Origin of the sequence: Flavobacterium sp. NRK F7 (assembly GCF_024054195.1) — a bacterium.
Taxonomy (GTDB): Bacteria; Bacteroidota; Bacteroidia; order Flavobacteriales; family Flavobacteriaceae; genus Flavobacterium.
Genome location: NZ_JAMXLB010000001.1, coordinates 2,185,650 through 2,208,777, shown reverse-complemented (window position 1 = coordinate 2,208,777; position 23,128 = coordinate 2,185,650). Strand labels below are relative to the sequence as shown.

The 23,128-nt window shown below is 32.0% G+C and carries 26 protein-coding genes and 1 tRNA gene; 16 read left to right on the top strand and 11 right to left on the bottom strand.

Translation table 11 applies throughout. The features are described from left to right. Nucleotide 1 precedes the first annotated feature (1 nt). The 3 genes from NHF47_RS09860 to NHF47_RS09850 all read left to right on the top strand — a co-directional run bounded on the left by NHF47_RS09860 (nucleotide 2) and on the right by NHF47_RS09850 (nucleotide 3,147). Nucleotides 2–1,078 carry an HlyD family secretion protein gene (locus NHF47_RS09860; protein ID WP_252764757.1) on the top strand — a complete coding sequence of 359 codons (1,077 nt, stop codon included), beginning with the start codon at nucleotides 2–4 and terminating at the stop codon, nucleotides 1,076–1,078. 1 nt (nucleotide 1,079) lies between these two features. Then, a complete protein-coding gene (locus tag NHF47_RS09855) occupies nucleotides 1,080–2,669 on the top strand; it encodes an MDR family MFS transporter (RefSeq protein WP_252764756.1) in 1,590 nt (529 codons plus the stop codon). Between the two features lie 100 nt (nucleotides 2,670–2,769). Then, a complete protein-coding gene (locus tag NHF47_RS09850) occupies nucleotides 2,770–3,147 on the top strand; it encodes a DUF2809 domain-containing protein (RefSeq protein WP_252764755.1) in 378 nt (125 codons plus the stop codon). On the opposite strand, the gene yaaA is transcribed toward NHF47_RS09850, so the two are convergent. Beyond that, nucleotides 3,130–3,888 (bottom strand): peroxide stress protein YaaA, encoded by a 759-nt coding sequence (gene yaaA, locus NHF47_RS09845; RefSeq protein WP_252764754.1) that lies wholly within the window; start codon nucleotides 3,886–3,888, stop codon nucleotides 3,130–3,132. The genes NHF47_RS09850 and yaaA overlap by 18 nt on opposite strands. Before the next feature lie 131 nt (nucleotides 3,889–4,019). Between yaaA and NHF47_RS09840 the strand changes: the two genes are divergently transcribed. Further along, entirely contained in the window at nucleotides 4,020–4,460 is a 441-nt protein-coding gene (locus NHF47_RS09840) for a type II secretion system protein GspG (RefSeq protein WP_252764753.1), read from the top strand. A 32-nt stretch (nucleotides 4,461–4,492) separates the two neighbouring features. Here the strand turns inward: NHF47_RS09840 and NHF47_RS09835 are convergent, their stop codons facing one another. Together NHF47_RS09835 and NHF47_RS09830 are read right to left on the bottom strand one after the other, a co-directional pair. Then, entirely contained in the window at nucleotides 4,493–5,536 is a 1,044-nt protein-coding gene (locus tag NHF47_RS09835; protein WP_252764752.1) for an RluA family pseudouridine synthase, read from the bottom strand. Then, nucleotides 5,537–6,160, bottom strand: a complete 624-nt coding sequence (locus NHF47_RS09830; RefSeq protein WP_252764751.1) for a PASTA domain-containing protein — start codon at nucleotides 6,158–6,160, stop codon at nucleotides 5,537–5,539. Nucleotides 6,161–6,249: 89 nt separating this feature from the next. On the opposite strand from NHF47_RS09830, the gene NHF47_RS09825 reads away from it, so the two are divergent. The 7 genes from NHF47_RS09825 to NHF47_RS09795 all read left to right on the top strand — a co-directional run bounded on the left by NHF47_RS09825 (nucleotide 6,250) and on the right by NHF47_RS09795 (nucleotide 11,896). Beyond that, on the top strand, nucleotides 6,250–7,221 hold the full coding sequence (locus NHF47_RS09825) for a D-alanine--D-alanine ligase (protein WP_252764750.1): 972 nt from the start codon (nucleotides 6,250–6,252) through the stop codon (nucleotides 7,219–7,221). Nucleotides 7,222–7,242: 21 nt separating this feature from the next. After that, the gene (locus tag NHF47_RS09820; RefSeq protein ID WP_252764749.1) at nucleotides 7,243–7,851 is read left to right on the top strand and encodes a zinc-ribbon domain-containing protein; all 609 of its coding nucleotides are present in this window, start codon (nucleotides 7,243–7,245) and stop codon (nucleotides 7,849–7,851) included. Nucleotides 7,852–7,858: 7 nt separating this feature from the next. Next, nucleotides 7,859–8,326 carry a hypothetical protein gene (locus tag NHF47_RS09815; protein WP_252764748.1) on the top strand — a complete coding sequence of 156 codons (468 nt, stop codon included), beginning with the start codon at nucleotides 7,859–7,861 and terminating at the stop codon, nucleotides 8,324–8,326. Then, nucleotides 8,326–8,784 (top strand): pantetheine-phosphate adenylyltransferase, encoded by a 459-nt coding sequence (gene coaD, locus NHF47_RS09810; protein WP_252764747.1) that lies wholly within the window; start codon nucleotides 8,326–8,328, stop codon nucleotides 8,782–8,784. Before NHF47_RS09815 ends, coaD begins: the two co-directional genes overlap by 1 nt. A gap of 383 nt (nucleotides 8,785–9,167) precedes the next feature. Next, nucleotides 9,168–10,703 carry a SulP family inorganic anion transporter gene (locus NHF47_RS09805; RefSeq protein WP_252764746.1) on the top strand — a complete coding sequence of 512 codons (1,536 nt, stop codon included), beginning with the start codon at nucleotides 9,168–9,170 and terminating at the stop codon, nucleotides 10,701–10,703. A gap of 131 nt (nucleotides 10,704–10,834) precedes the next feature. After that, nucleotides 10,835–11,464 carry a T9SS type A sorting domain-containing protein gene (locus NHF47_RS09800; protein ID WP_252764745.1) on the top strand — a complete coding sequence of 210 codons (630 nt, stop codon included), beginning with the start codon at nucleotides 10,835–10,837 and terminating at the stop codon, nucleotides 11,462–11,464. A gap of 27 nt (nucleotides 11,465–11,491) precedes the next feature. Continuing rightward, nucleotides 11,492–11,896, top strand: coding sequence for a hypothetical protein (locus NHF47_RS09795; RefSeq protein ID WP_252764744.1), 405 nt, complete (start codon nucleotides 11,492–11,494; stop codon nucleotides 11,894–11,896). Nucleotide 11,897: 1 nt separating this feature from the next. On the opposite strand, the gene NHF47_RS09790 is transcribed toward NHF47_RS09795, so the two are convergent. Further along, the gene (locus NHF47_RS09790; protein WP_252764743.1) at nucleotides 11,898–12,533 is read right to left on the bottom strand and encodes a class I SAM-dependent methyltransferase; all 636 of its coding nucleotides are present in this window, start codon (nucleotides 12,531–12,533) and stop codon (nucleotides 11,898–11,900) included. A 158-nt stretch (nucleotides 12,534–12,691) separates the two neighbouring features. After that, nucleotides 12,692–14,032 carry a DEAD/DEAH box helicase gene (locus NHF47_RS09785; RefSeq protein ID WP_252764742.1) on the bottom strand — a complete coding sequence of 447 codons (1,341 nt, stop codon included), beginning with the start codon at nucleotides 14,030–14,032 and terminating at the stop codon, nucleotides 12,692–12,694. Between the two features lie 99 nt (nucleotides 14,033–14,131). On the opposite strand from NHF47_RS09785, the gene NHF47_RS09780 reads away from it, so the two are divergent. After that, nucleotides 14,132–15,838 carry a M14 family zinc carboxypeptidase gene (locus NHF47_RS09780; protein ID WP_252764741.1) on the top strand — a complete coding sequence of 569 codons (1,707 nt, stop codon included), beginning with the start codon at nucleotides 14,132–14,134 and terminating at the stop codon, nucleotides 15,836–15,838. Nucleotides 15,839–15,908: 70 nt separating this feature from the next. Here NHF47_RS09780 and NHF47_RS09775 read toward each other — a convergent pair whose 3' ends face one another. Together NHF47_RS09775 and NHF47_RS09770 are read right to left on the bottom strand one after the other, a co-directional pair. Continuing rightward, nucleotides 15,909–16,355 carry a PA2169 family four-helix-bundle protein gene (locus tag NHF47_RS09775; protein ID WP_252764740.1) on the bottom strand — a complete coding sequence of 149 codons (447 nt, stop codon included), beginning with the start codon at nucleotides 16,353–16,355 and terminating at the stop codon, nucleotides 15,909–15,911. Nucleotides 16,356–16,471: 116 nt separating this feature from the next. Next, nucleotides 16,472–17,059 (bottom strand): NUDIX hydrolase, encoded by a 588-nt coding sequence (locus NHF47_RS09770; protein WP_252764739.1) that lies wholly within the window; start codon nucleotides 17,057–17,059, stop codon nucleotides 16,472–16,474. Between the two features lie 7 nt (nucleotides 17,060–17,066). Here NHF47_RS09770 and pyrE point away from each other — a divergent pair, with 7 nt between their 5' ends. From pyrE to NHF47_RS09755, 3 genes are all read left to right on the top strand, one after another. Next, nucleotides 17,067–17,714, top strand: coding sequence for an orotate phosphoribosyltransferase (gene pyrE, locus NHF47_RS09765; RefSeq protein WP_252764738.1), 648 nt, complete (start codon nucleotides 17,067–17,069; stop codon nucleotides 17,712–17,714). A gap of 16 nt (nucleotides 17,715–17,730) precedes the next feature. Continuing rightward, nucleotides 17,731–18,123 carry an SRPBCC family protein gene (locus tag NHF47_RS09760; RefSeq protein WP_252764737.1) on the top strand — a complete coding sequence of 131 codons (393 nt, stop codon included), beginning with the start codon at nucleotides 17,731–17,733 and terminating at the stop codon, nucleotides 18,121–18,123. Between the two features lie 80 nt (nucleotides 18,124–18,203). Further along, on the top strand, nucleotides 18,204–18,938 hold the full coding sequence (locus NHF47_RS09755) for a sulfite exporter TauE/SafE family protein (RefSeq protein ID WP_252764736.1): 735 nt from the start codon (nucleotides 18,204–18,206) through the stop codon (nucleotides 18,936–18,938). Between the two features lie 37 nt (nucleotides 18,939–18,975). Here the strand turns inward: NHF47_RS09755 and NHF47_RS09750 are convergent. The 4 genes from NHF47_RS09750 to NHF47_RS09735 form a co-directional block, all read right to left on the bottom strand. After that, nucleotides 18,976–19,051: transfer RNA gene (locus NHF47_RS09750), tRNA-His, on the bottom strand. A 120-nt stretch (nucleotides 19,052–19,171) separates the two neighbouring features. After that, nucleotides 19,172–19,888 carry a bacillithiol biosynthesis deacetylase BshB1 gene (gene bshB1, locus NHF47_RS09745; RefSeq protein WP_252764735.1) on the bottom strand — a complete coding sequence of 239 codons (717 nt, stop codon included), beginning with the start codon at nucleotides 19,886–19,888 and terminating at the stop codon, nucleotides 19,172–19,174. A 69-nt stretch (nucleotides 19,889–19,957) separates the two neighbouring features. Beyond that, nucleotides 19,958–21,001: an isochorismate synthase gene (locus NHF47_RS09740; protein ID WP_252764734.1), complete on the bottom strand. Its 1,044-nt coding sequence runs from the start codon at nucleotides 20,999–21,001 to the stop codon at nucleotides 19,958–19,960. Next, nucleotides 21,001–21,426, bottom strand: coding sequence for a hotdog fold thioesterase (locus NHF47_RS09735; RefSeq protein ID WP_254005716.1), 426 nt, complete (start codon nucleotides 21,424–21,426; stop codon nucleotides 21,001–21,003). Before NHF47_RS09735 ends, NHF47_RS09740 begins: the two co-directional genes overlap by 1 nt. 129 nt (nucleotides 21,427–21,555) lie before the next feature. On the opposite strand from NHF47_RS09735, the gene NHF47_RS09730 reads away from it, so the two are divergent. Further along, on the top strand, nucleotides 21,556–23,109 hold the full coding sequence (locus tag NHF47_RS09730) for a hypothetical protein (protein ID WP_252764733.1): 1,554 nt from the start codon (nucleotides 21,556–21,558) through the stop codon (nucleotides 23,107–23,109). Nucleotides 23,110–23,128 lie beyond the last annotated feature (19 nt).

Here is a 23,128-nt window from a genome sequence, read left to right as displayed (position 1 = left end):
GATGGAAAAAAAGAAGACAAATAAGAAATTCACCCTAATATTAATTGTAATTGTGGTATTAGGTCTTAGCTATGGTGGTTACAAATACTTCCATTCCTTAGCACATGAAACTACAGATGATGCTCAAATTCAACAAAACATGAACCCTATTATACCAAGAGTTTCAGGTTATGTTAAAAAAGTATATGTTACGGATAACCAATTTGTAAAAAAAGGAGATACCCTTTTTGTTATTGATCCTCAAGATTATTTGGTAAAAGAAAAAGAAGCACAAGCCGCTTTACTTATTGCACAAAACAGTCTTGAAGTTTCTAAAGCAGATACGGGTGGCGCTTTAGCAAATGTTTCCGTTTCTAATGCGAATTCAAAATCAACTGAAAATGCTATTGAAGCGGCAAAAACCAAATTATGGAGAGCTACAAATGATTTTGAGCGTTATGAAAATTTATATAACAATAAATCGATTACAAAACAACAATACGAACAGGCTTTAGCTGCTAAACAAGAAGCTGAAACCAATTTAAAAGTGGTTCAAGAACAAAGAAATGCAAGCAACTATTTAAAAAATGCTGCCATCTCTCGTTCCAATGTATCTAACAAACAAGTGGAAGTAGCTGCTGCAAATATTATGAAAGCCAAAGCGGTTTATGAAGCAGCTCAGTTGAATCTTTCCTATTGTTACGTAATTGCTCCAGCAGACGGTCAATTATCTGCTGTAAGTATCCAAAACGGACAATTGGTACAACCTGGACAATTATTATTTTATTTGATTGATAACCAAAATCCATGGGTTATTGCTAACTTCAAAGAAACGCAATTGAATCAAATGCAATTAGGACAAAAGGTTGAAATCATTGCAGATGCTTTCCCTAAGGAAAAATTTGAAGGTAAAATTACTTCATTTTCTCCAGCAACAGGATCTCGTTTTTCTTTATTACCTCCAGATAATGCTTCAGGAAACTTTGTAAAAACAGTTCAGCGTGTACCTGTTAAAATTGAATTAGAATCTAAAAATAACGAAGCATTGAAATTATTACGCTCAGGTATGAACGTAGAAGTAGATGTATATCTAAAATAAGATGAGTGCACCCACTGTTCATGATGAAAGTTTAGTTCAATATGGTTTTAATAGAGTTATTATTACTATTACAGCCGTATTATGTGCTTTACTGGAAATTGTAGATACGACCATTGTGAATGTAGCTCTGAACGACATGAAAGGTAGTCTTGGAGCTAGTTTAACAGATGTAGCTTGGGTAATTACAGCTTATGCAATTGCGAATGTAATTATTATACCAATGACAAGTTGGTTGTCGCAACAATTTGGTAGACGCAATTATTTTGCCGCTTCTATCCTTATATTTACCGTTGCTTCTTTCCTTTGCGGAAATGCATCGGGAATTTGGGAACTGGTACTGTTTCGATTCATTCAAGGTTTAGGTGGTGGAGCTTTGTTAGTAACTTCACAAACCATTATAACCGAAAGTTATCCTGAAGAAAAAAGAGGAATGGCTCAGGCTATTTACGGATTAGGAATTATTGTTGGCCCAACTTTAGGACCGCCTTTAGGAGGATATATAGTTGATAATTACTCTTGGCCTTATATTTTCTACATTAATGTTCCTATTGGTATCATTGCTACTTTATTAACATTGCGCTATGTGAAAAGCCCAAAATATGGTGAAAAACTAAGTAAAAAACAGGTTGATTGGTGGGGAATTGTTACTTTGGCAACTTTCATAGGCTCGTTGCAATTTGTTTTAGAACACGGTCAACAAGACGATTGGTTTAATGATACTACCATTTTAGCATTAAGTATTATTAGTTTCTTAGGTTTATTCTTTTTTATATGGAGAGAACTCACTTACGAATTCCCAATTGTTAATTTAAGGGTTCTAAAGGACATGAATTTAAAAGTGGGAACAGTTTTAAGTTTTGTATTGGGTTTTGGAATCTATGGATCTACCTTTATTATCCCAATTTATACTCAATCGATATTAGGATGGACAGCAACAGATGCAGGTTTATTATTAATTCCTAGTTCCTTAATGACTGCTTTTTCCATGCCTTTTATTGGTAAACTATTACAAAAAGGAGTCCCACAAAATTACCTTATTGCATTAGGTTTTCTATTTTTCTTTGTGTTTACTTTTTGGATGTATAAATTAATTACTCCCGATACTAGTAGTGAAGCTATGTTTTGGCCGTTAATTTTTAGAGGTTTAGGTTTAGGATTACTTTTTGTACCCATTACCACCTTATCACTATCCAGCTTGAAAGGAAAAAGTATTGGTGAAGGTGCCGCTTTTACAGGAATGTTACGTCAATTAGGAGGTTCTTTTGGTATTGCAATCATTACTACTTTAATTTCGCGTTATGGTCAAAATCATAGAATGAATTTAGTCTCAAAATTAGATGTAACCAAATTAGAAGTTCAAAATAGAATTCAGCAATTGCAACAAGGCTTTATGGCAAAAGGATATTCTTTTAATGAAGCGCTAAGCAAGGCCCATAAAGTTTTAGATTTAAGTGTAACCAAACAAAGTACGATTCTCGCTTATATGGATGTGTTTATGTTTTTAGGAGTGCTCTTTTTAATTTGTGTCCCTATAATATTAGTGATTAAGAAAAGTAAATCTACGGTTGATGTGAGTGAAGCCTTGCATTAATGTTTTTAAAATCATAAAAAAAGTCCAAGTAAACTCTTGGACTTTTTTATTTCTAATGGTTTGCATTCTGTATCTTTGATTGTATATTCGAATCGCTAGTATGTTTCAGTTTAAAAAACACTACTTTATAGCTACTATCCTACTCTTTTTAATTGAAGTAGGTATTGCGCTTTATATACACGATGACTTCATTCGTCCTTATATAGGTGATGTACTCGTGGTACTATTACTTTATTGTTGCATGCAATCCTTTTTTACATTCTCTGTAAAAGCAACTGCTATATTTGTATTACTATTTTCCTTTACTATCGAATTCCTACAGTATATCCACATTGTTGAGAAATTAAGTCTACAAAAGTATGCAATAGCACGAACGGTTTTGGGAACTTCTTTCTCTTGGATTGATTTACTTTGTTATACTATAGGTGTTATCCTTATACTATTAATTGAAAAAAGAGGATTACCTCGTAAAAACTAATTTATTCCCTTTGCTTAAATTGGCATCAAAAGCATAACCCTCATAATTGAATTTTTTCAAATCTTCAATCGTTTCCGCTTTAGTATCAATAATATAACGCACCATTAAACCTCTTGCTTTTTTCGCAAAAAAACTTATCATTTTTAATTTACCATCTTTGTAATCCTTAAATTCTGGAGTAATTACAGGCACTTTTAAGGCTTTGGTATCCACTGCACTAAAATATTCGTTGCTGGCTAAATTAAGAAACAGTTCTCCTTTATTCAATTCTTTATTTAAAGCATCTGTAATTGGTTTTTTCCAAAATTCATACAGATTTTTCTTGCTTCCAATTGGTAAAGAAGTTCCCATTTCTAATCGATACGGTTGGATTAAATCCAATGGCTTTAAAACGCCATATAACCCAGAAAGAATGCGCAATTTATCTTGTAAAACTTCTAATTGATCTACTGGAATGGTATAGGCATCCAAACCTACATATACATCACCATTAAAAGCATAAACCGCTGGGCGCGCATTTTCAGGTGTAAAAGGCGTTTGCCACTCTTGATTGCGTTGCCAATTTAATTCAGCCAACTTTTCAGAGATAGACATTAAATCCATCAACTGTTTTGGTTTCTTCTTTTTAAGGGTTTTATGAATGGTTTCCGATTTGGATAAAAAATCAGATTGGGTAAATTGATTGGTAGGCAATTTGGTTTCAAAATCTAAGGACTTTGCAGGTGAAATAACAATTTTCATAGTATGCTTTTATTGTTTTTCAAATGTACGAAAAAGAGTAAGTTTTGGTTTACTATTGCTATCAAAAATAATTATGATTATATTCGTTTTATGGATAAAGTCTTTACTATATTTGAATAATACACCACTTTATGTTTTTATTAGAACTCATTATAGACTGCATACTTCTGGCTTTAGATATTAAATTTTTAAGAGAATATAAAAAGAAAAAAAAGACAGGTCTTCCAGTACTCCCAAGTATAAAAATTTATATCGCAACAATAAGTATTGCATTATTTTTTATAACAGGTTATTCTATTTATCGAATAATTATAGGTTCAAAAAAAGAGGCTATGGAAAAAATGCATACTGTTGAAAACGCATTAAATAAAGAAAAAGAAAGCTTTGGTAAATATCCTGAAAAATTAAATAGCATTATCCGAAATAATCCTTTAAAGAAAGATATTATTTTAGATTATTGGGGAAATGAGTATTTTTACCGCACCTCCAATAATGCTACTTCCTACCAACTCATATCCAAAGGAAAAGTCGGTCTTCTAAATACGGATGATGATATAATCACTAAAAACTAAAAAAGGATTAACAATTTGCTAATCCTTTTTTCTTACTCTTCTTCCGTATAACTTTGTGCTTTACTATACACTCTCCATTTTTCAATACAATCTACCATATCTTGTGGAATAGCTGTATTAAAACGTAAAAATTCTTTCGTAATAGGATGTTCAAAGCCTAAGGTTTTAGCATGTAAAGCTTGTCTTGGTAATATTTTAAAACAATTGTCTACAAATTGCTTGTATTTGGTAAATGTAGTTCCTTTTAAAATCACATTACCTCCATAACGTTCGTCATTAAATAAAGTGTGTCCAATGTGTTTCATGTGCACTCTTATTTGATGCGTTCTTCCTGTTTCTAATCGGCAGGAAATTAAAGTGACATACCCAAAACGTTCCAAAACTTTAAAGTGCGTTACGGCTGGTTTTCCTCTTTCGCCATCAGGATATACTGCCATTTGCATTCTATTGGAAACGTGTCTATCAATATTTCCTTCAATAGTACCTTCTTCTTCTTGAATGTCTCCCCAAACTAAGGCTACATATTCTCTTTCTGATGTTTTAGCAGCAAATTGTTTGGTTAAATAATCCATAGCCAACTCGGTTTTAGCAACCACTAATAAGCCCGAAGTATCTTTATCAATTCGGTGTACCAAACCAGGACGTTCTGAACTGTTCATGGGCAAATTATCAAAATGATAGGCCAAAGCATTCACTAACGTTCCGGAATAATTGCCATGACCAGGATGCACCACCATTCCAGCAGGTTTGTTGATAACAATTAATTGATCGTCTTCATAAACTATATCTAAAGGAATGTTTTCACCTTTTAAAAGGTGTTCATAAGGTGGGTGTTCTAGCATTACACGCACTACATCGTCTGGTTTGACTTTATAATTGGATTTAACAGGAATGTCATTCACAAAAATAGCACCCGAATCGGCTGCTTTTTGGATTTTGCTTCTTGTCGTATTTTCTAGAGCATTCATTAAGAACTTATCAATTCGTAAGGCTTGTTGCCCTTTAGCAATTACAAAACGATGATGCTCGTGTAAATCGTCTTCCAAATCATCGTTTGAAACGGTATAATCTGTCATTTATTCTCCTTCTTTAAATTCTTCTGGTAACTGATTTTCTTCTGATTCTAAAATGATATCGGAAGCATCAAAAACCTCTTTCCCATCTCCTAAAATAAAATCCACAACAGAATTTTTCTTTACTTTATCTCCTACTTTTAGTGTTTTACCATTTTGAGTTAATCCTAAAACCACATCCTTTGCCATGTTTTTCTTATAGGTAATTTTCCCTTCTTTTAATCCTAATGATTTTAAATTAGCACTAATTTGACGGTAGGTTTTCTCATAGAAATCGGGTAATTTAATATCAGTAAAACCACCTGAGTTCAATTTAACATAGATTTTTCTTCCATCTTTTACTGTAGTTCCCGCTTTCGGGCTTTGTTCTACTATTGAAAAAGGGGGCATGTCTTTTCTAAAATCAACGGTATCTAATAATAACAATTCTAAACCTATCTCTTTTAATTTTTCATCCGCAATAGTCACTTGCATTTTAGACAAATCGGGTACTGGTATTTCCTCTCCATGATTGGTTTTAAAATCTAAAAATGTAAGTAATGCAAAACCTAAAACGATAATAATACCAAAGGCTATGGCTAACTGAATAAAAAATGTTTTACTGGTTAAGAATTTTTTAATGCTCATAAAATTGAATTTTGACAAAGATATAAAATAGAAAAGATTTAGAGTTATAAATAAATAATGTAATTTTGTTTACTTATTAACGGAATTATATGAAAAATGTTGCCATCATCATGGGCGGTTATTCTAGTGAATACAAAATCTCTCTTACTAGCGGTAATGTCGTTTATCAAAATTTAAACCCCTCCAAATATAAGGGTTATCGCATACATATTTTAAAAGACAAATGGGTGTATGTTGCTGATGATGCAAGTGAGTATCCAATCGATAAAAGTGATTTTTCGGTTACAGTTAATGGTTCCAAAGTGATTTTTGATGTGGTATTCAATGCTATTCATGGTACACCTGGAGAAGATGGTTTACTACAAGCCTATTTTGAATTATTACAGCTTCCACAAACTTCCTGTGATTATTATCAAGCGGCCTTGACTTTTAATAAAAGAGACACCCTTTCGGTTTTAAAACCTTATGGCATTAAAACAGCTACTTCTCATTATCTAAATTTAGGGGATGACATTCCTGTAGATACCATTTTAGAAAAAGTAGGTTTGCCTTGTTTTGTAAAACCAAATAAATCGGGTTCCAGTTTTGGTATTACCAAAGTACATGCTAAAGCTGATTTTTTACCCGCAATCGAAACGGCTTTTAAAGAAGACAATGAAGTGATTATTGAAAGCTTTTTAGACGGAACTGAAGTTTCAGTAGGGGTGATTAGTTATAAAGGAGAAACTAAAGTATTACCCATTACCGAAATTGTTTCTGAAAATGACTTTTTTGATTATGAAGCCAAATATTTAGGTAAATCTCAAGAAATTACGCCAGCCCGATTATCCAAAGGAGTACAGGAAAAAGTTGAAGCGGTTGCAAAAAAAGCATATGAAGTATTGAAAATGAAAGGTTTTTCTCGTAGCGAATTTATCTTAGTCAATGGAGAACCACATATGTTAGAAATGAATACGGTACCTGGTTTAACCAATGAAAGTATTTTACCTCAACAAGCTCGTGAAGCAGGAATATCTCTAGCGGAACTTTTTGAAAATGCCATTGAAGAAGTAGTACAATAGAACCAACTTTAATTTTTTTATATGATTTTTTACGGAACCAGAGCCAAAAACATCCACAACGGACAAATCAAAAATGTAAAATGTCCTAACTGTGACAACGAAACTTCCATGACCTATAGCGTATACGGTAAATATGCTCATGTGTATTGGATTCCTTTCTTTCCAATTAGTAAAATTGGCGTAACAGAATGTAATACTTGTAAACGCACCTTTGAGGTGAAAGAGTTACCAGAAGCGATTCAAAATAAATATGAAAATGAAAAAGAAAAAGCAGGTGTAAAAACGCCGGTTTGGTTCTTTAGTGGTATTTTTATTATTGCAGCTTTAACACTAATGGGAATGTATTTTTCCTACCAAAATGACACAGACAATGCCGAGTTTATTGTTAATCCAACTAAAGGTGATGTGTATCATGTAAATGGAGATGCTGGCTACTATTCTACTCTTAAAATTGAAAAAGTAACTAAAGACAGTATTTATGTTTTTGTAAACCAATTACAAACCAACAGAAAATCGGATTTAGATAATATTGATAAAGACGAAAATTACATTGATATCTATAATTTTTCAAAACAAGACATCAAAAAAATGTTTGATGAAAAAGAAATTTTCGATATCGAAAGAAAATAAATAAATCATGAAAAAAATAGTAGTATTTCTGATGTTTTTTGTGCACCTCGGTTTTGCTCAAGACGCCATCATTCCAAAAGACCAAATGAATTCTATTCGTTATGAATACAATTGGAAAGAAGAAGCTTTTCTAATTATTAATTATCGTTATCCGCAAGACTATTGTCCATACGAAAATTATGAAGAATTGGATAAAACCTTTACTTGGTTAACCGAAAAAGTATATGGTAAAATTGATCTCACAAACATCAGAAATATTTACGTTTACGAAGATAAATTAGCGGCAAAACCTATTCTAGATTTTACGACACATTATGATGATGTTGGTCATTATTTTCTAAAAAACTTTTTTGATAAAAAAGGCAATTGTATTGGTTTACTAATTATCAATAGCGATGGAGCCTATAAATATATTATTGGAGATTATTCTAGTAAAGATATTATCAATATTACAGAAGCATTAAAAATAAAATAATGAAAAGAGCTATTTTCCCAGGATCGTTTGATCCTATTACAAATGGTCATTATGACATCATTAAAAGAGGCGTTTCCTTGTTTGATGAAGTTATTGTAGCTATTGGTGTAAATGCTGAAAAAAAATACATGTTCACTTTAGAAGAACGTAAAAAATTTATTGAAGAAACCTTCAAAGACGAACCTAAAGTAAAAGTAATTACTTATCAAGGATTGACTATCGATTTATGTAAAAAAGAAAATGCCGATTTCATTTTGAGAGGACTTCGCAATCCAGCCGATTTCGAATTTGAAAAAGCAATCGCGCATACTAATAGAAGTTTGTCCAGAATTGAAACCGTATTCTTATTAACAGCTGCACGTACTTCCTATATTTCATCGAGTATTGTTCGTGATGTGTTACGAAATGGTGGGGATATCACCCGATTGGTTCCAGAAGCGGTAATGGCTAATAAATAATTAAATTAGTTTTACTATAAATCAAGTTTGGTTTAAACATAACTTAATTAGGCTTACTACGAATTAAGTTATGTTTAAGCATAACTAAATTAGGCTTACTACGATTTAAGTTTGGTTTAAATATAACTTAATTTGGTTTAAATATAACTTAATTTGGTTTACTATAAATCAAGTTTGGTTTAAGCGTAATTTAATTCTGTTTAATACGAATCGAATTAGGCTTAATAATAATTACGTTTTACTTAATCATAATTCAATTTGGTTTAATAGTAATTCCATTTGGCTTAATCTAAATTGAATTTGGTGTAAACTCAAAAAAAGGGTTAGGTTTCTTTCTTTTGAAGTACTACTTTTGCATTTTTATTCTAAAAGCCAAAATTAGCATGCAAAAAGTACTCAATTTATTCGATTTCAAACAAAAAGTAGACTATAAAACGGAAGTTTTAGCGGGTTTAACGGTAGCCATGACCATGATTCCCGAATCGTTATCTTTTGCAATACTAGCAGGCTTTCCTCCTCTTGTAGGTTTATATGGTGCTTTTATTATGGGAATCATAACTGCCATTTTTGGAGGTAGACCAGGTTTAATTTCGGGTGGTGCTGGTGCAACCGTAATTGTATTGATTGCTTTAATGAAAACCCACGGTTTAGAATATGTTTTTGGTGCGGTTGCTATTGCTGGTGTTATACAAATCATCGTTGGGATACTAAAATTAGGAAAATTCATCCGTTTAGTACCGCAACCTGTAATGTATGGTTTTGTAAATGGGTTAGCTGTTATCATCTTTCTTTCACAGTTAGAGCAGTTTAAAACTTTGGTAAACGGACAATCGGAATGGTTGAGAGGTACTCCTTTATTCATAATGGCTGGATTAGTAGCTTTAACGATTGCCATTATCTTACTTTTTCCAAAAATCACAAAAGCTATTCCGGCTTCTTTAGTTGCTATTCTAATTGTTTTTGGAGTTGTATTACTCTTTAATATCGATACCAAACAAGTGGTGGACATTGCTTCTGTAAGTGGTAGTTTACCACCTTTTCATATACCTCAAATCCCTTTCACATTTGAAACCTTACAAATTATTCTTCCTTATGGTTTAATTATGGCTGCAGTAGGTTTAACAGAAGGCCTTCTAACGTTAAATTTGGTAGATGAAATTACTGGTACTAAAGGAAACAGTAATAGAGAATGTTTGGCACAAGGTACTGCGAATATTGCCAATGGTTTTTTCTTTGGCATGGGCGGTTGTCCTATGATTGCACAAACATTGGTCAACTTATCTTCGGGTTCAAGAGCAAGATTATCTGGAATTATTGCCGCATTAACTATTTTAGCAATCATTTTAGTGGGTGCTCCTGTAATCGAATTATTACCTATGGCTGCTTTAACCGGAGTAATGATTATGGTTGCCATTGGAACATTTGAATGGGCCAGTTTTAAAGCCTTTACCAAAATGCCAAAACCCGATATTTTTGTCATGTTGGTTGTAACCTTAATTACCATATTCTTACATAACTTAGCTTTAGCGGTTTTAATCGGGGTGATTATTTCTGCTTTAGTATTTGCTTGGGAAAGTGCCAAACGCATTCGCGCTCGTAAATATGTAGATGAAGCGGGTGTGAAACATTATGAGTTGTACGGACCTTTATTTTTTGGTTCTACTACCGCTTTTGCTGAAAAATTTGATGTTCAAAATGACCCAACAGAAGTGATTATCGATTTTGCTGAAAGTAGAATTACCGATATGAGTGCAATTGATGCGGTAAATAAAATAACAGAGCGATATGCAGCTGTTGGCAAAACCGTTCATTTAAAACATTTAAGTAACGACTGCGTGGAATTACTTAAAAATGCAGCCGCGATAATTGATGTTAATATTTTGGAAGACCCAACGTATAAAGTGGTTCCTGGAAAATAAATTAGTTGTACCTTTTTTTCATTACATACTAAATTAGTAAAGGAATCAACAGAAATAAAGAAAATAGACTTTATCAAGCATTTGTACTTCATTTTGGTTACATTTGATTTTCTTTTTTTAATAGGTACATTATGAGAAAAAACATACTCCTTTTATCTTTTTTTATTGCAACTCTTACTTCCTTTAGTCAAAACATTTTAATTACTGATTTAACTACTAGGAATATGACTGGAGGAATTAATGTAAATGTTAAAACAGTTTCTGGAACTGGTTCTGGTTATTTAAGCAACAGTTATACTATTAATGGAAATATAATCGATTTAGATGTTTGTTATTGGTTTGATGATACATTACCCATACTCTATTTTGATAATGATTTTTTTATTCCAATTACCACAGAAGGAAATTACACCATCAACGTTCGCATCATTCTTTCAAGTTCTCAAGTTACTTGTGATTATTATGCTAATACTGATAATCAAACCACATCTGAAACGTATTTGTCTGCAGCTCCTTTTGAAAGTAATAAAATCCAATTTTTACTTTTTCCAAATCCTACAAATGGAAAATTAGAGTATACTATTAAGGACGCAATTATCAATCAAATTACAGTTTTTGATTGTGTAGGGAGTTTAGTAAAAGAAATAAATAGGGTATCAAAAAATCATATCGATTTGAGCGAATTAAATGACGGTGTATATTTTCTAAAAATCCAAACTGATTCGGGAATTCTAAATGATAAAGTAATCATTCGAAAATAATTTTAAAATGATTGAAACAACGCTATTATGGTAAATATAAAAAAGCAAATCTCATTCTTATTTATTTTGATTTGGCTTTTTTCATTAATAGTTACGCTTTATACACTTTTGAGTTTTACTTTTATAGCGGGTTTCATTTCTTTTTTCAAGATTACTGGAGAAGTCATTTTTTCAAATGTAATTACTTGTATCCTCTTATTAATTTATTCCAAGGAATTATGCTTTGGTTATCATTCGAATTCAAAAAAACAAAATGGATTAAGTTTGTTGTTTTACGGATTTTTAATTACAGCTGTACTATTACTCCAATATCCTTTTCTATTTTCATTGATAGGAGATTTTCAAATGAATCCATGGGAAGTTTCAATTAGTGTCATTTTAATTATTACTACCTATTTGGGTTTATTAATAAATCGAATGCTAAAAATCTAATTTATTTTTCAAAAACTATAATCTTGTCTCTTATTTCCACTTTTTTGAATGGTACTTTCTTTTGTAACCAATGTAACGTAGCTTCTTGGTAGAGGAACACATGTGTTAAATCATTTTTGTAATACCAATCTTCAAAAGGGGTTTGATTGCGATAAACTTCGGTTTTACAATACAATTTACCATGAGGCAATAACAAGGAATGAAGCAATTCAAATTCTAGCAAAGGGTGATGAAAATGCTCCATCACTTCACAACAGGAAATAAAATCATATTGTTGTGTGAGTCTTTCTGGAATATTTTCAAAAAAAAGATCATAATTTACTACCGAATAGCCTTTTTCAGTGAGCAGTTTTGCAATAACGGGTCCTGTTCCCGAACCAAAATCCAAACCTTTATGTGCTGTTGTAAAATCCGTTATAATTGCTTCAACTATCGGCCTTACAAAATTTTGGTATCCCAAATCATTCACATCATTTTCGTGTTGTTCGTAATGTTGTTTTTCTGTTTCTCTATCAAAATAAGTATGTTTGGGTCTGAAAATACCGTCACACTGACTGCATTTATAAAACAGATGCTTGGGTTTGGTACAAAAAACCGTAGCCGTTGCATGACATAAAGGACAGGTTTCAAGTTTCAATTTAAATAGGGTTATTTTGATAAATTATTATTTTGGTTTAAGAGTTCTCGATACACGTCACTTCGAGTGCGAAGCGTATCGAGAAGTTTACTCCATTACATTTCATAAAAACACTCGAACTGACGTATGCAAAAGTAGAATAATACACTTCCTCTTTCCTACTCTCTTTTCACAACAGATCGTGCCACTTCAATTTTGTACTTCTTCCCTTTTATTTTTTGGTCTTTTATTTTCAATAAAGTTGGTTGAACCTTATTAGAACGTATGGCAGCAAAAGAGATAAAATCTTTCACTTCAATTAAACCAATATCTTCTTTACCCAAATTTGCTTTTTGAGATAAAAAACCAACGATATCTACTTTATTCAATTTATTCTTCTTACCACCACTTATATATAACGTTTGAAAAAGAGGTGCATCTGGTAACTTTTTCGCTTTGGACACCTCCAAAACAAAACCGTCATAATCAAAATAGTCTACTTTTTTCTCGGCTTCAGTAACCAAAACATAAGCCGTTCCGGTAGCCAACATACGAGCAGTTCTCCCATTTCTATGGATAAAATCTTCTTCCTTTACTGGCAAATGATAATGAATCACGTGTTTCATTTCTGGAATATCCAAACCACGAGCTCCTAAATCGGTAGTTATTAAATACGAAACACTTTTATTTCGAAACTGAATTAAAGCCCTTTCACGTTCGTCTTGATTTAAACCACCATGATAGAAAGTCGCAATAATCCCTTTTTGGGTTAACCAATCATACACCCTCTCTACTGCTTCTCTATGATTGCAAAAAATAATTGCTGCTTCCGATTGTAAGGAGCAAATTAATTGGAAGAGGGTTTCCACTTTATCTTTAGAAGGCGATACAACGATACGAGTAGCTAAATTCTCATTTGTTTTTTCTTCTTCCGTAAAATCGAGTACGGTTGGATAATTTACTCCTGTGAACTTTGGTATTTCTACCGCAGCAGTTGCAGACACTAATATACGCTTGTTAATTTTGGGCAATCGTTTGATGATATAAGACATCTCTTCATGAAAGCCTAATTGCAACGATTTATCAAATTCATCTAACACAAAGGTTAGTATGTTCTTCGTATCAAAACTTTCTCTATCAAGATGATCGGCAATTCTTCCTGGTGTACCAATGAGTAGTGCAGGTGGCGTACTCAAGTTTTTCAATTCGGTTTCAAACGAATGTCCGCCATAACAAACATTGGCTTTAAAAGCAGTATTCATTTTTTTCCAAACCTGTTCGATTTGCAATCCTAATTCACGAGAAGGGACTAAAATTAAAGCTTGTACTCCTTTTTTATCAACTTCTAACATTTGATAGATTGGTAGTAAAAAAGCCAATGTTTTACCAGAGCCTGTTGGAGATAATAACAATACATTAGGATCATTCAAGATAGCCATTTGAGCCACTTCTTGCATGGAATTTAACTCTTGAATTCCTAAATTCAAAAGTAGCGTATCAGATAAAGAATTGTAATTCATTTGGCAAAGATAGTTTTAGAATTTTGAATTACGAATTTTGATGGGTATTTAATAGCTGTTTCTTTTTTTATTACATTTGAGAAAACTAAAACAACCTACATGAAAAAACTAACACTACTCCTACTATTTTCCACTTTTGTTTTTTCCCAAGATTTAAAAACCCCTTTTGAAAAAGGAAACGGAAACCAATCTACCACTTATGAAGACTGTATTGCTTATTATACACAATTAGCCAATCAGTTTCAAACCATTCAAATGGATGCCATGGGTTTAACCGATGCTGGAGAACCTTTGCACATAATCACTTTTTCAGAAAATAAAAATTTCGATTACAGTCAGAATAAAGGCGTTATTTTAATTAACAACGGCATTCATCCAGGAGAACCAGATGGAATTGATGCCACCATGCTATTATTTCGTGATTTGGCTACAGCCAAAATAAAAGTTCCTAAAAACACAATTATTGTAGCCATTCCCATTTATAATATTGGCGGAAGTTTAAATAGAAACTCGCATTCAAGAGCCAATCAAAACGGTCCGGAAGCATACGGTTTTAGAGGAAATGCTAGAAATTTTGATTTGAATAGAGATTTTATCAAATCAGATTCTAGAAATTCTAGAAGTTTTCAGGAAATTTTTCACGAAGTAAACCCCGATATGTTTATAGACAATCATGTTTCTAACGGTGCCGATTACCAATACACTTTTACCTGTATCGCTACACAACATCAACGTTTAGGGGGAAAACTAGGAGAGTTTTACAAAAATGAAATGCATCCAGAAATCATGAAAGATTTAAAAAAGAAAAAGATAGAAAGTACTCCCTATGTAAATATTCATGGCGACACACCAGATGGCGGTTTTTCTCAATTTATGGATTCACCAAGATATGCTACAGGCTATACCACACTGTTCAATGCGCTAGGCTCTGTTCCAGAAACCCATATGTTAAAACCTTACAAAGATCGTGTTGCAGTCACTTATGAGTACATGGTAAGTACTATCAATTATGTAGACAAAAACTTTTTAAAGATTAAGAAATTAAAAACTGAAAATCTTAAAAATTATACGGTAGGCATGAAATATCCTTTACAATGGGAATTGGATTCTTCTAAGGTTACCAAAATGGAGTTTAAAGGTTATCAAGGCAATTATAAAACCAGTGAAGTAACTGGTAAAAACAGGTTGTATTATGATAGAAAACAACCGTTTACTAAAAAAATTAACTTTTATAACGATTATAAAGCGACTAAGGAAACTACCATTCCTTCCTATTATGTAGTTCCAAAATCGCAATGGCCCATTTTAGAGTTATTGAAATTAAACGAAATTGAAATGCGTTCCATTGAAAATGATACTACTATTTTGGTCGAAAGTTATACAATTGCATCTTATGAAACAGCCAAAAGACCTTATGAAGGACATTATGGTCATTATAATACTGTGGCAACTAAAAGTTCTGAAAAGAGGTTATTTAAAAAAGGTGATTTTTTAATTAAGACCCAACAAAAAGGAGTTAAATACCTATTAGAAACATTAGAACCCGAAGCAGTTGACAGTTATTTCAATTGGAATTTCTTTGATGCCATTTTACAACAAAAAGAATATTTTTCTGCTTATGTATTTGAAGATTTAGCCAAAGAATTATTGGATAAAAGTACCAAGTTAAAAGCCGAATTTGATGCTAAAAAAATGATGGATAAGGATTTTGCTGCAAGTGGAGAAGCACAATTAGACTGGATTTACAGAAATTCCGAATATTATGAAAAAGCACATTTGCAATATCCAATCTATAGAATTAAGTAAATTGTATTTTAAAAAATAAAAAAAGGCTTGCAAATGCAAGCCTTTTTTAATGGATAGTTGTGTTTGTAATTTATATAGAAATGTTTTTATACGCTTTAATCTTAGCCATTGCTTTTTCAATCGATAATAATTGAGCAGAAATAATCGCAAATAATTCTGGAGTTAAACTTTTTTCTTTTAATGCATCTTTAAATTTTTCTTGAGCTGCATTTTCTCCAGTTAAACACGCCTCAATAATGGCTTCATTATCATGACCTGTTACCATCGATTTAAAATCAATCCATGCTCTGTGAATAGCGCCTAACGGACCATCAGTAGCATCTGTAGATTTACCTAATCGGTTTACTTCATCTTGTAATTGCACCACCATTAAAGAACGGTCTCTGGCAATTCCTAAAAATTCTGTTTTCAATTTACTGTCTTCACAGTTTTCAGCAGCATTGGTATAACCTACTCTACCGTCTTCTAAAAATGAAATTAATTCGTTTAAAATTTCGATGTTTTTTTTCGTTTCCATGTCAATTGTTTTTTAATGTTTATACAAATTTCTAAAAAACAACACAGAAACGTCTTACACTATTTTAATGAAAGTTTACAAAATATGAATATGAGGATATAAAAAGTTTAAATAGCTTATTTTTCAAACAGCAATTTGATGTTTTCATAGGAATTTTCTAATAGCTTCGGAATTTCATTTGGGGAAACCCAAACTACTTTTTCAATTCCTTCGTCTTCTTGACCTTGAGGCATCCCTTTAAAAGTAGATTTCATTTCGTACCAATAGGTTTGTTTGAGTTTATATCGACCATTCCTTTTAAATACATGATACGTTTTTTGAAGTTTCTTAGAAATTGATAAACCTGAAACCCCTGTTTCTTCTTCTACCTCTCTCATGGCGGTTTCTTCCATCGTTTCATTTTTTTCGGTTCCTCCTTTTGGTAAATCCCATTTTCCGTTCCTGTAGATAAACAAAACGTTCCCTTCCTCATTATAAACCAAACCACCTCCTGCTTTAACTACAGGTATTTTTGCTTTCAAAGTTTTCATTATCAGCTTTTCATCGGGATGATATAAAAAGGCATTTTCAATTTTATTTTGAAAAAGTTTTATGATGAGCTTTTTAATATCAATGCTTTCTAACAAAAAAATTTTAAAATTTGTCTCTTTTTGAACTTCATTTGTCAAAAAAAGTGCCTTATCGTTTACAAAAACTTTATACATTTGCAATATGATTTTTAATACCAACACAGCCGAAAAAACTGCCGAATTGCTTTTACAAATAAACGCAATTAAATTAAATTCTAAAAATCCTTTTACATGGGCTTCAGGATGGCAATCCCCTATTTATTGTGACAACAGAATAATCCTCTCATTTCCAGCAATTAGAAATTTTATTAGAGATGAATTTGCCAAAAATATTGAAGAAAAATTTGGTAAACCCGATGTTATTGCAGGGGTAGCAACAGGCGCCATTGGTGTAGGAATATTGGTTGCAGAAGCTTTAGGCCTCCCTTTTGTTTATGTTCGACCAGAGCCTAAAAAACACGGAAGACAAAATCAAGTGGAAGGTTTCTTAGAAAAAGGACAAAATGTAGTCGTAGTTGAAGATTTAATCAGTACGGGAGGAAGTAGTTTACAAGCAGTTGAAGCGCTTCGTAATGAAGGTGCTAATATTAAAGGAATGGCTGCTATTTTCACCTATGGATTTGATCTTTCTGTAGCGCGTTTTAAAGAAGCTAATGTAACTTTATATACATTAAGCAATTATGAAAACTTAATTCATGAAGCCGTAAACCGAAAATATGTTGATCAAGAAGAAATCGCTACCTTACAAGAATGGAGAAAAAATCCAGCAAGCTGGAATGCAAATAGTTAAAATAAAATAGGAAATAATGAACTTAGAGAGTACAAAAGTAGTAGTAGAAAAATCGGCCGAATATATCTTTAATGCCTTGACTGACGTTAAAAATTTTGAAAAGTTAATGCCAGAAAACATTGCAAAATTTGAAGTAATTGATGAAAATTGTTTTGAATTTGGATTGAAAGGAATGCCCGAAATTAAATTAGTAAAAAAAGAAGCTATACCTCATTCTAAAATTATTTTAGGAGCGGCATCAAGCAAATTACCTTTTACATTAACAGGAAATTTGAATGCATTGGATGCAAATAAAACAGAAGTACAGTTATTTTTTGAAGGAGATTTTAATCCAATGATGGCTATGATGGTAAAAGGTCCTATTAGTAAATTTATTGAGACCCTTTCACAAAACATGCATAAATTATAATGGTGCATTTAATAAAGACACCTTAAAAAACTCCTACTAGTTAGGAGTTTTTTTTTATTTATATTTGAAAAAAAGAAGCAATGTTTGATCGAATCAGTTATCTCTTTTTGTTTTTTGCACTACTAGCAGAGATTATTGGAACCATAGGTGGTTTTGGTTCTTCCGTGTTTTTTGTACCGCTATCCAGTTTTTTCTTCGATTTTCAAACTGTATTAGGTTTAACTGCTATTTTTCACTTATCAAGTAATATCAGTAAAATGGCACTTTTCCGAAAAGGTTTGGACAAAAAATTATTGTTATACATTGGGTTACCATCTGTTCTTTTTGTAATTGTAGGAGGTATCTTATCCAGCTATCTAGATTCCTATATCTTAAAAATCATTTTAGCTATTTTTTTAATAATTTTTAGTTTACTGTTTCTAATAAAAAAAGAATTAGTCATTAAACCGGAACCAAAACAATCGATTACTGGAGGTGCTTTATCTGGTTTTACAGCTGGCTTATTAGGAACTGGTGGAGCTATTAGAGGGATTACAATGGCCGCTTTTAATTTAGAAAAAACCGTTTTCATTGCCACTTCAGCAGCTATTGATTTTGCTATTGATTTTACCCGAACTATTGTTTATTTCAAAAACGGGTTTATTCACCAACACGATTTAATATATGTTCCTTTTTTACTTGTAATTGGATTGATTGGTACTTATATTGGAAAATACATTTTACAATTTATCCCGCAAGAACGATTCAAACAAACATCTTTAGTTTTAATCTTGCTTATTGGAATAGTAATGGTAATTCAAATTGTTATAAACTAAAAAAAGTGTTGAAATACTTCAACACTTTTGCAATTTAGGGTGAAAGACGGGTCTCGAACCCGCGACCTTCGGAACCACAATCCGACGCTCTAACCAACTGAGCTACAATCACCGTTTGTTACACTTTTGAAACCTAAACTATTCTTATTTTGAATTTGAGAATAAGCCTAGCCTCATTTGCGAGTGCAAATATAGTAGTTTCCATAAATCTGACAAAGATTTTTTAAACTTTTTTATATTAAATCTCCTAAACTATTGACTGCCAAATATCTTTCTACCGTAAATCCTTCTGCATATTCAACACCTATGAGTCTTCCAAGGTCTTGCGCTCTATATTTTATCGAATCTAAAAAGTTTTTTGAGGTAATTGGCGTAACAGGTTCTTTGGAATTAGGATCATAAAATTGGGTGCCATAAGCTAACACACTTTCCATTTTAGTATCTATAAATCCTGTAATATCCACTGCAAAATCAGGTTCTATATTTTTCCATTGGATATAATGATATACCACTTTGGGTCTCCAAGCTTTTTGAATAACTCCTTCTAGTTGTGTTTCAATCTTAATTAAACCCGACAAAAAGCAAGCATCGCTTACTAATTTACTCCCTTTTCCATGATCAATATGTCTATCTTCGATAGCATTACACAAAATAATTTCTGGTTGGTATTTACGAATCATCTTTATGATTTCCAATTGATGAAATTCATCATTCACAAAAAAACCATCTCTAAAACCTAAATTTTCTCGTACCGAAACTCCTAAAATCTTTGCCGCTTCTTGTGCTTCTCTGTCTCTAATTTCTGCTGAACCTCTAGTGCCTAATTCGCCTCGGGTTAAATCGATAATTCCTACTTTTTTTCCAAGTGAAATTTCTTTAGCAATAGTTCCAGAACAACCTAATTCTACGTCATCAGGATGTGCCCCAAAAGCCAATATATCTAATTTCATATTCTATATTTCTATATTTCTATATTTCTATATTTCAATTATATTATAGTGAAGTAAAAAACTACACTTTTAACTTTTAACTTTTAACTTAATTATCCTTTGAATAGTACCTAATTTATTTTCAGTCTCTACAAATTCTTTTTCTGGAATGCTATCTTTAGTAATACCACAACCCACATAAAAATGAATCTCATTTTCTTCAATTTCTGCACATCTTAAATTTACAAATAAATTGCTTTTTTTACTTTTCCATTCTCCTAAAAAACCAGCATAAAACTTTCTGTCATACTTTTCATTTGCCAAAATAAATGATAACGCGGGTTCTTTTGGTAAACCACAAACTGCTGGAGTAGGATGTAAAACTTTCACCGCCTCAATCGCCATTTGCGAATTCTTTAATTGGGCATCAATAGTTGTTTTAATATGTGCCAAACGACCTGCTTGAACGGTGAATGGTAAAGACACATTGATTTTTTCCACTAAGGGTTCTAAATTAGTAATAATATAGTCGGTAACAAATCGTTGTTCTTGCTTTTCTTTCTCTTCCCAATTTAAATTTTCTTGATACAGATGGGTTCCAGCCAAAGCTACGGTTTGCAATTCATTTCCGTTAATCTGAACTAATTGTTCTGGTGAAGCGCCCATCCACATTCCAATTTTTGGATGAAAGAAAAGATAACGAAAAGCCGAAACATAGCTTGAAACTAAATGCAAATAAGAACTTATAAAATCAACATCTACTTCATAAGATACTTTTCTAGAAAGTACCACTTTTGAAAATTCATGTTGGTTGATACTTTGTACTGCTTGCTCAACTAATCTTTCAAAATAACTATTTTCACTTAGAGGAAAAGATCCCATTTCAGCATTTTCTGCATCTAAAAACAAAGGTTGAATTTCACATGTATAGGCTTCACTTTTTTCGTAAGGAATAACGAAAGAATGCTTCGACATAAATGCAGTAAATACAAACCCATCTTGATTTTCAAAAGAATGCAAAACAGCATCTTTTTGAAAATAAGCATGCAATATCGAATGATTTGGATTGGCAAAAAGCACAAAAGGTTTTTTTTCCTGATAACTACTTTTTACTCTATTAATAATTTCTTGCATTACATCTTTCTTCTTGGTAAAACCATATTGGTTAGTTTACACAACGAAATTAAGGCCTCTTTTTCATCTACAATCTTTATTTCCCATAAATGAATACTTCGTCCTTTGTGAATTATTCTTGCAGTTGCAAATACAGTACCTTCTCTCTTACTCTTTAAGTGATTCGCACTAATTTCAATGCCTCGCACTTCAAATTTTTCTGGATCGATAAACATAATAGAAGCAGCACTACCTACACTTTCTGCTAGTGCAACTGAAGCTCCACCATGCAATAATCCCATAGGTTGGTGTACTCTTGGGTTAACTGGCATTTTAGCTTTTAAAAAATCTTCACCAGCATCTATATATTCTATTTCTAAAGTTTGCATTAATGTGTTTTGAGATAATTTTGTACAAACTTTAAGTATTTCTTCTTTATTAAACATAATATGTAATTTCTACAAAAATACGAATTTATCCTTTTTTGAGTAGCATAAGAAAACAAGATTAATTTCGTTATTGTTTTAAAAATAGTACATTTACAAATCAAAAAAAATGCTAATATCTTCGATTCGATGAAAAACTATTCTTATCTATTCATTGTATTATTTGTGACTTTATTTTCTTGTAGAAATGATTTTGATTTTGAACCGAGTGTAGGAAATCTTTCATTCTCAAAAGACACAGTGTATTTAGATACTGTTTTTACCAATATTGGTTCTAGTACATACACACTAAAAGTATATAATAATAGTAATAAAAATATTTCAATTCCAAAAATACAACTAGGAAAAGGCGAAAATTCCAATTATCGATTGATGGTTGATGGTTTGCCTGGAAAAATATTTGAAAATGTAGAGTTATTAGCCAATGATAGTTTATATGTTTTTGTAGCTGTTACTTCAGATGTAGCTGATGCAAACCCTTCCGATTTTTTATATACTGATCAAATTCAATTTGGAACGGATAGTAATTTCCAAAAAGTGGAATTGGTTACGCTAATTCAAGATGCTTATTTTATCTATCCTGAAAGAACACAAAATCCTGATAACACGTATACCTATGAAAATATTAGTTTAGGTATGGATGAAGAAGGAAACCCGATTACGATTAAAGCTAGTATTTTAACTGAGACCGATCCAATTAATGGAGATGAATTACATTGGACAAATACAAAACCTTACGTTATATATGGTTATGCCGTTGTACCCAATACAAAAACACTTGTCGTTGATGCAGGTGCACGTATTCATTTTCATGCTGAATCTGGATTAATAATAGCCGATGATGCCTCATTACAAGTTAATGGCACTTTATCCACAACGGAAAGTTTAGAAAATGAAGTTACTTTTGAAGGAGATCGTTTAGAACCCGAATTCTCAGAAATTCCTGGACAATGGGGAACAATTTGGTTTACTTTAGGAAGTATTAACAATTCAATAGACTACGCAACCATAAAAAATGCTACTGTTGGTATATTGGTAACAGGTAATGAAGGATTCGAAAACCTAAGCTTGAACAATGTTCAAATTTATAATTGTAGCAATGTTGGTCTTTTAGCACGTACGGGTTATATTTCTGGAAACAATATGATTACAAACAATTGTGGAGAAGCAGGAATTGCTTGTACATTTGGCGGAAACTATCAATTTACACATTGTACTTTTGGGAATTATTGGCCTTCACCAAGCCAAAGTGCAGTCTATATCGATGATTATAATGGTACTCCAGAATTTGCTTTAGACAATGCAACTTTTACAAATTGTATTCTATATGGTTCCAATAATTATGCATTAGTATTTGAAAAAGAAGGAATAGATGCTAACTTCAATTATCAATTCAATAATTGTTTGATTCGATTTAACGATACAAACAATCAGTTTACCAATAATCCATTATACCAATTTTCAGGTTCTAGATATGATGCCTGTTTAATTGCTACTAGTTCATCTAGCAATAATCCCAAGTTTATAGAACCAAACGAAAATAATCTAATGATTGATGAAAATTCGGCAGCCATAAATAAAGGGCAAAATCTTAGTCCAAATTTTAATGATATTTTAGGACAAATTAGACCTACACCACCTAATTCTAATCCTGATATAGGTGCTTATCAATTCAATAATTAATAAAATTTTTCTTAATAAT

Bases quoted from the DNA above. Each gene is read 5' to 3' on its own strand.
- NHF47_RS09775 (WP_252764740.1), bottom strand. From the start codon at position 16,355: ATGGAAACGAAAAAAAACATCGAAATTTTAAACGAATTAATTTCATTT.
- NHF47_RS09855 (WP_252764756.1), top strand. From the start codon at position 1,080: ATGAGTGCACCCACTGTTCATGATGAAAGTTTAGTTCAATATGGTTTT.
- NHF47_RS09740 (WP_252764734.1), bottom strand. From the start codon at position 21,001: ATGCAAGAAATTATTAATAGAGTAAAAAGTAGTTATCAGGAAAAAAAA.
- NHF47_RS09835 (WP_252764752.1), bottom strand. From the start codon at position 5,536: ATGACAGATTATACCGTTTCAAACGATGATTTGGAAGACGATTTACAC.
- NHF47_RS09780 (WP_252764741.1), top strand. From the start codon at position 14,132: ATGAAAAAACTAACACTACTCCTACTATTTTCCACTTTTGTTTTTTCC.
- NHF47_RS09730 (WP_252764733.1), top strand. From the start codon at position 21,556: ATGAAAAACTATTCTTATCTATTCATTGTATTATTTGTGACTTTATTT.
- NHF47_RS09830 (WP_252764751.1), bottom strand. From the start codon at position 6,160: ATGAGCATTAAAAAATTCTTAACCAGTAAAACATTTTTTATTCAGTTA.
- NHF47_RS09785 (WP_252764742.1), bottom strand. From the start codon at position 14,032: ATGAATTACAATTCTTTATCTGATACGCTACTTTTGAATTTAGGAATT.
- NHF47_RS09825 (WP_252764750.1), top strand. From the start codon at position 6,250: ATGAAAAATGTTGCCATCATCATGGGCGGTTATTCTAGTGAATACAAA.
- NHF47_RS09755 (WP_252764736.1), top strand. From the start codon at position 18,204: ATGTTTGATCGAATCAGTTATCTCTTTTTGTTTTTTGCACTACTAGCA.
- coaD (WP_252764747.1), top strand. From the start codon at position 8,326: ATGAAAAGAGCTATTTTCCCAGGATCGTTTGATCCTATTACAAATGGT.
- NHF47_RS09760 (WP_252764737.1), top strand. From the start codon at position 17,731: ATGAACTTAGAGAGTACAAAAGTAGTAGTAGAAAAATCGGCCGAATAT.
- NHF47_RS09800 (WP_252764745.1), top strand. From the start codon at position 10,835: ATGAGAAAAAACATACTCCTTTTATCTTTTTTTATTGCAACTCTTACT.
- NHF47_RS09795 (WP_252764744.1), top strand. From the start codon at position 11,492: ATGGTAAATATAAAAAAGCAAATCTCATTCTTATTTATTTTGATTTGG.
- NHF47_RS09820 (WP_252764749.1), top strand. From the start codon at position 7,243: ATGATTTTTTACGGAACCAGAGCCAAAAACATCCACAACGGACAAATC.
- NHF47_RS09860 (WP_252764757.1), top strand. From the start codon at position 2: ATGGAAAAAAAGAAGACAAATAAGAAATTCACCCTAATATTAATTGTA.
- yaaA (WP_252764754.1), bottom strand. From the start codon at position 3,888: ATGAAAATTGTTATTTCACCTGCAAAGTCCTTAGATTTTGAAACCAAA.
- NHF47_RS09770 (WP_252764739.1), bottom strand. From the start codon at position 17,059: ATGTATAAAGTTTTTGTAAACGATAAGGCACTTTTTTTGACAAATGAA.
- bshB1 (WP_252764735.1), bottom strand. From the start codon at position 19,888: ATGAAATTAGATATATTGGCTTTTGGGGCACATCCTGATGACGTAGAA.
- NHF47_RS09850 (WP_252764755.1), top strand. From the start codon at position 2,770: ATGTTTCAGTTTAAAAAACACTACTTTATAGCTACTATCCTACTCTTT.
- NHF47_RS09805 (WP_252764746.1), top strand. From the start codon at position 9,168: ATGCAAAAAGTACTCAATTTATTCGATTTCAAACAAAAAGTAGACTAT.
- pyrE (WP_252764738.1), top strand. From the start codon at position 17,067: ATGATTTTTAATACCAACACAGCCGAAAAAACTGCCGAATTGCTTTTA.
- NHF47_RS09735 (WP_254005716.1), bottom strand. From the start codon at position 21,426: ATGTTTAATAAAGAAGAAATACTTAAAGTTTGTACAAAATTATCTCAA.
- NHF47_RS09815 (WP_252764748.1), top strand. From the start codon at position 7,859: ATGAAAAAAATAGTAGTATTTCTGATGTTTTTTGTGCACCTCGGTTTT.
- NHF47_RS09840 (WP_252764753.1), top strand. From the start codon at position 4,020: ATGTTTTTATTAGAACTCATTATAGACTGCATACTTCTGGCTTTAGAT.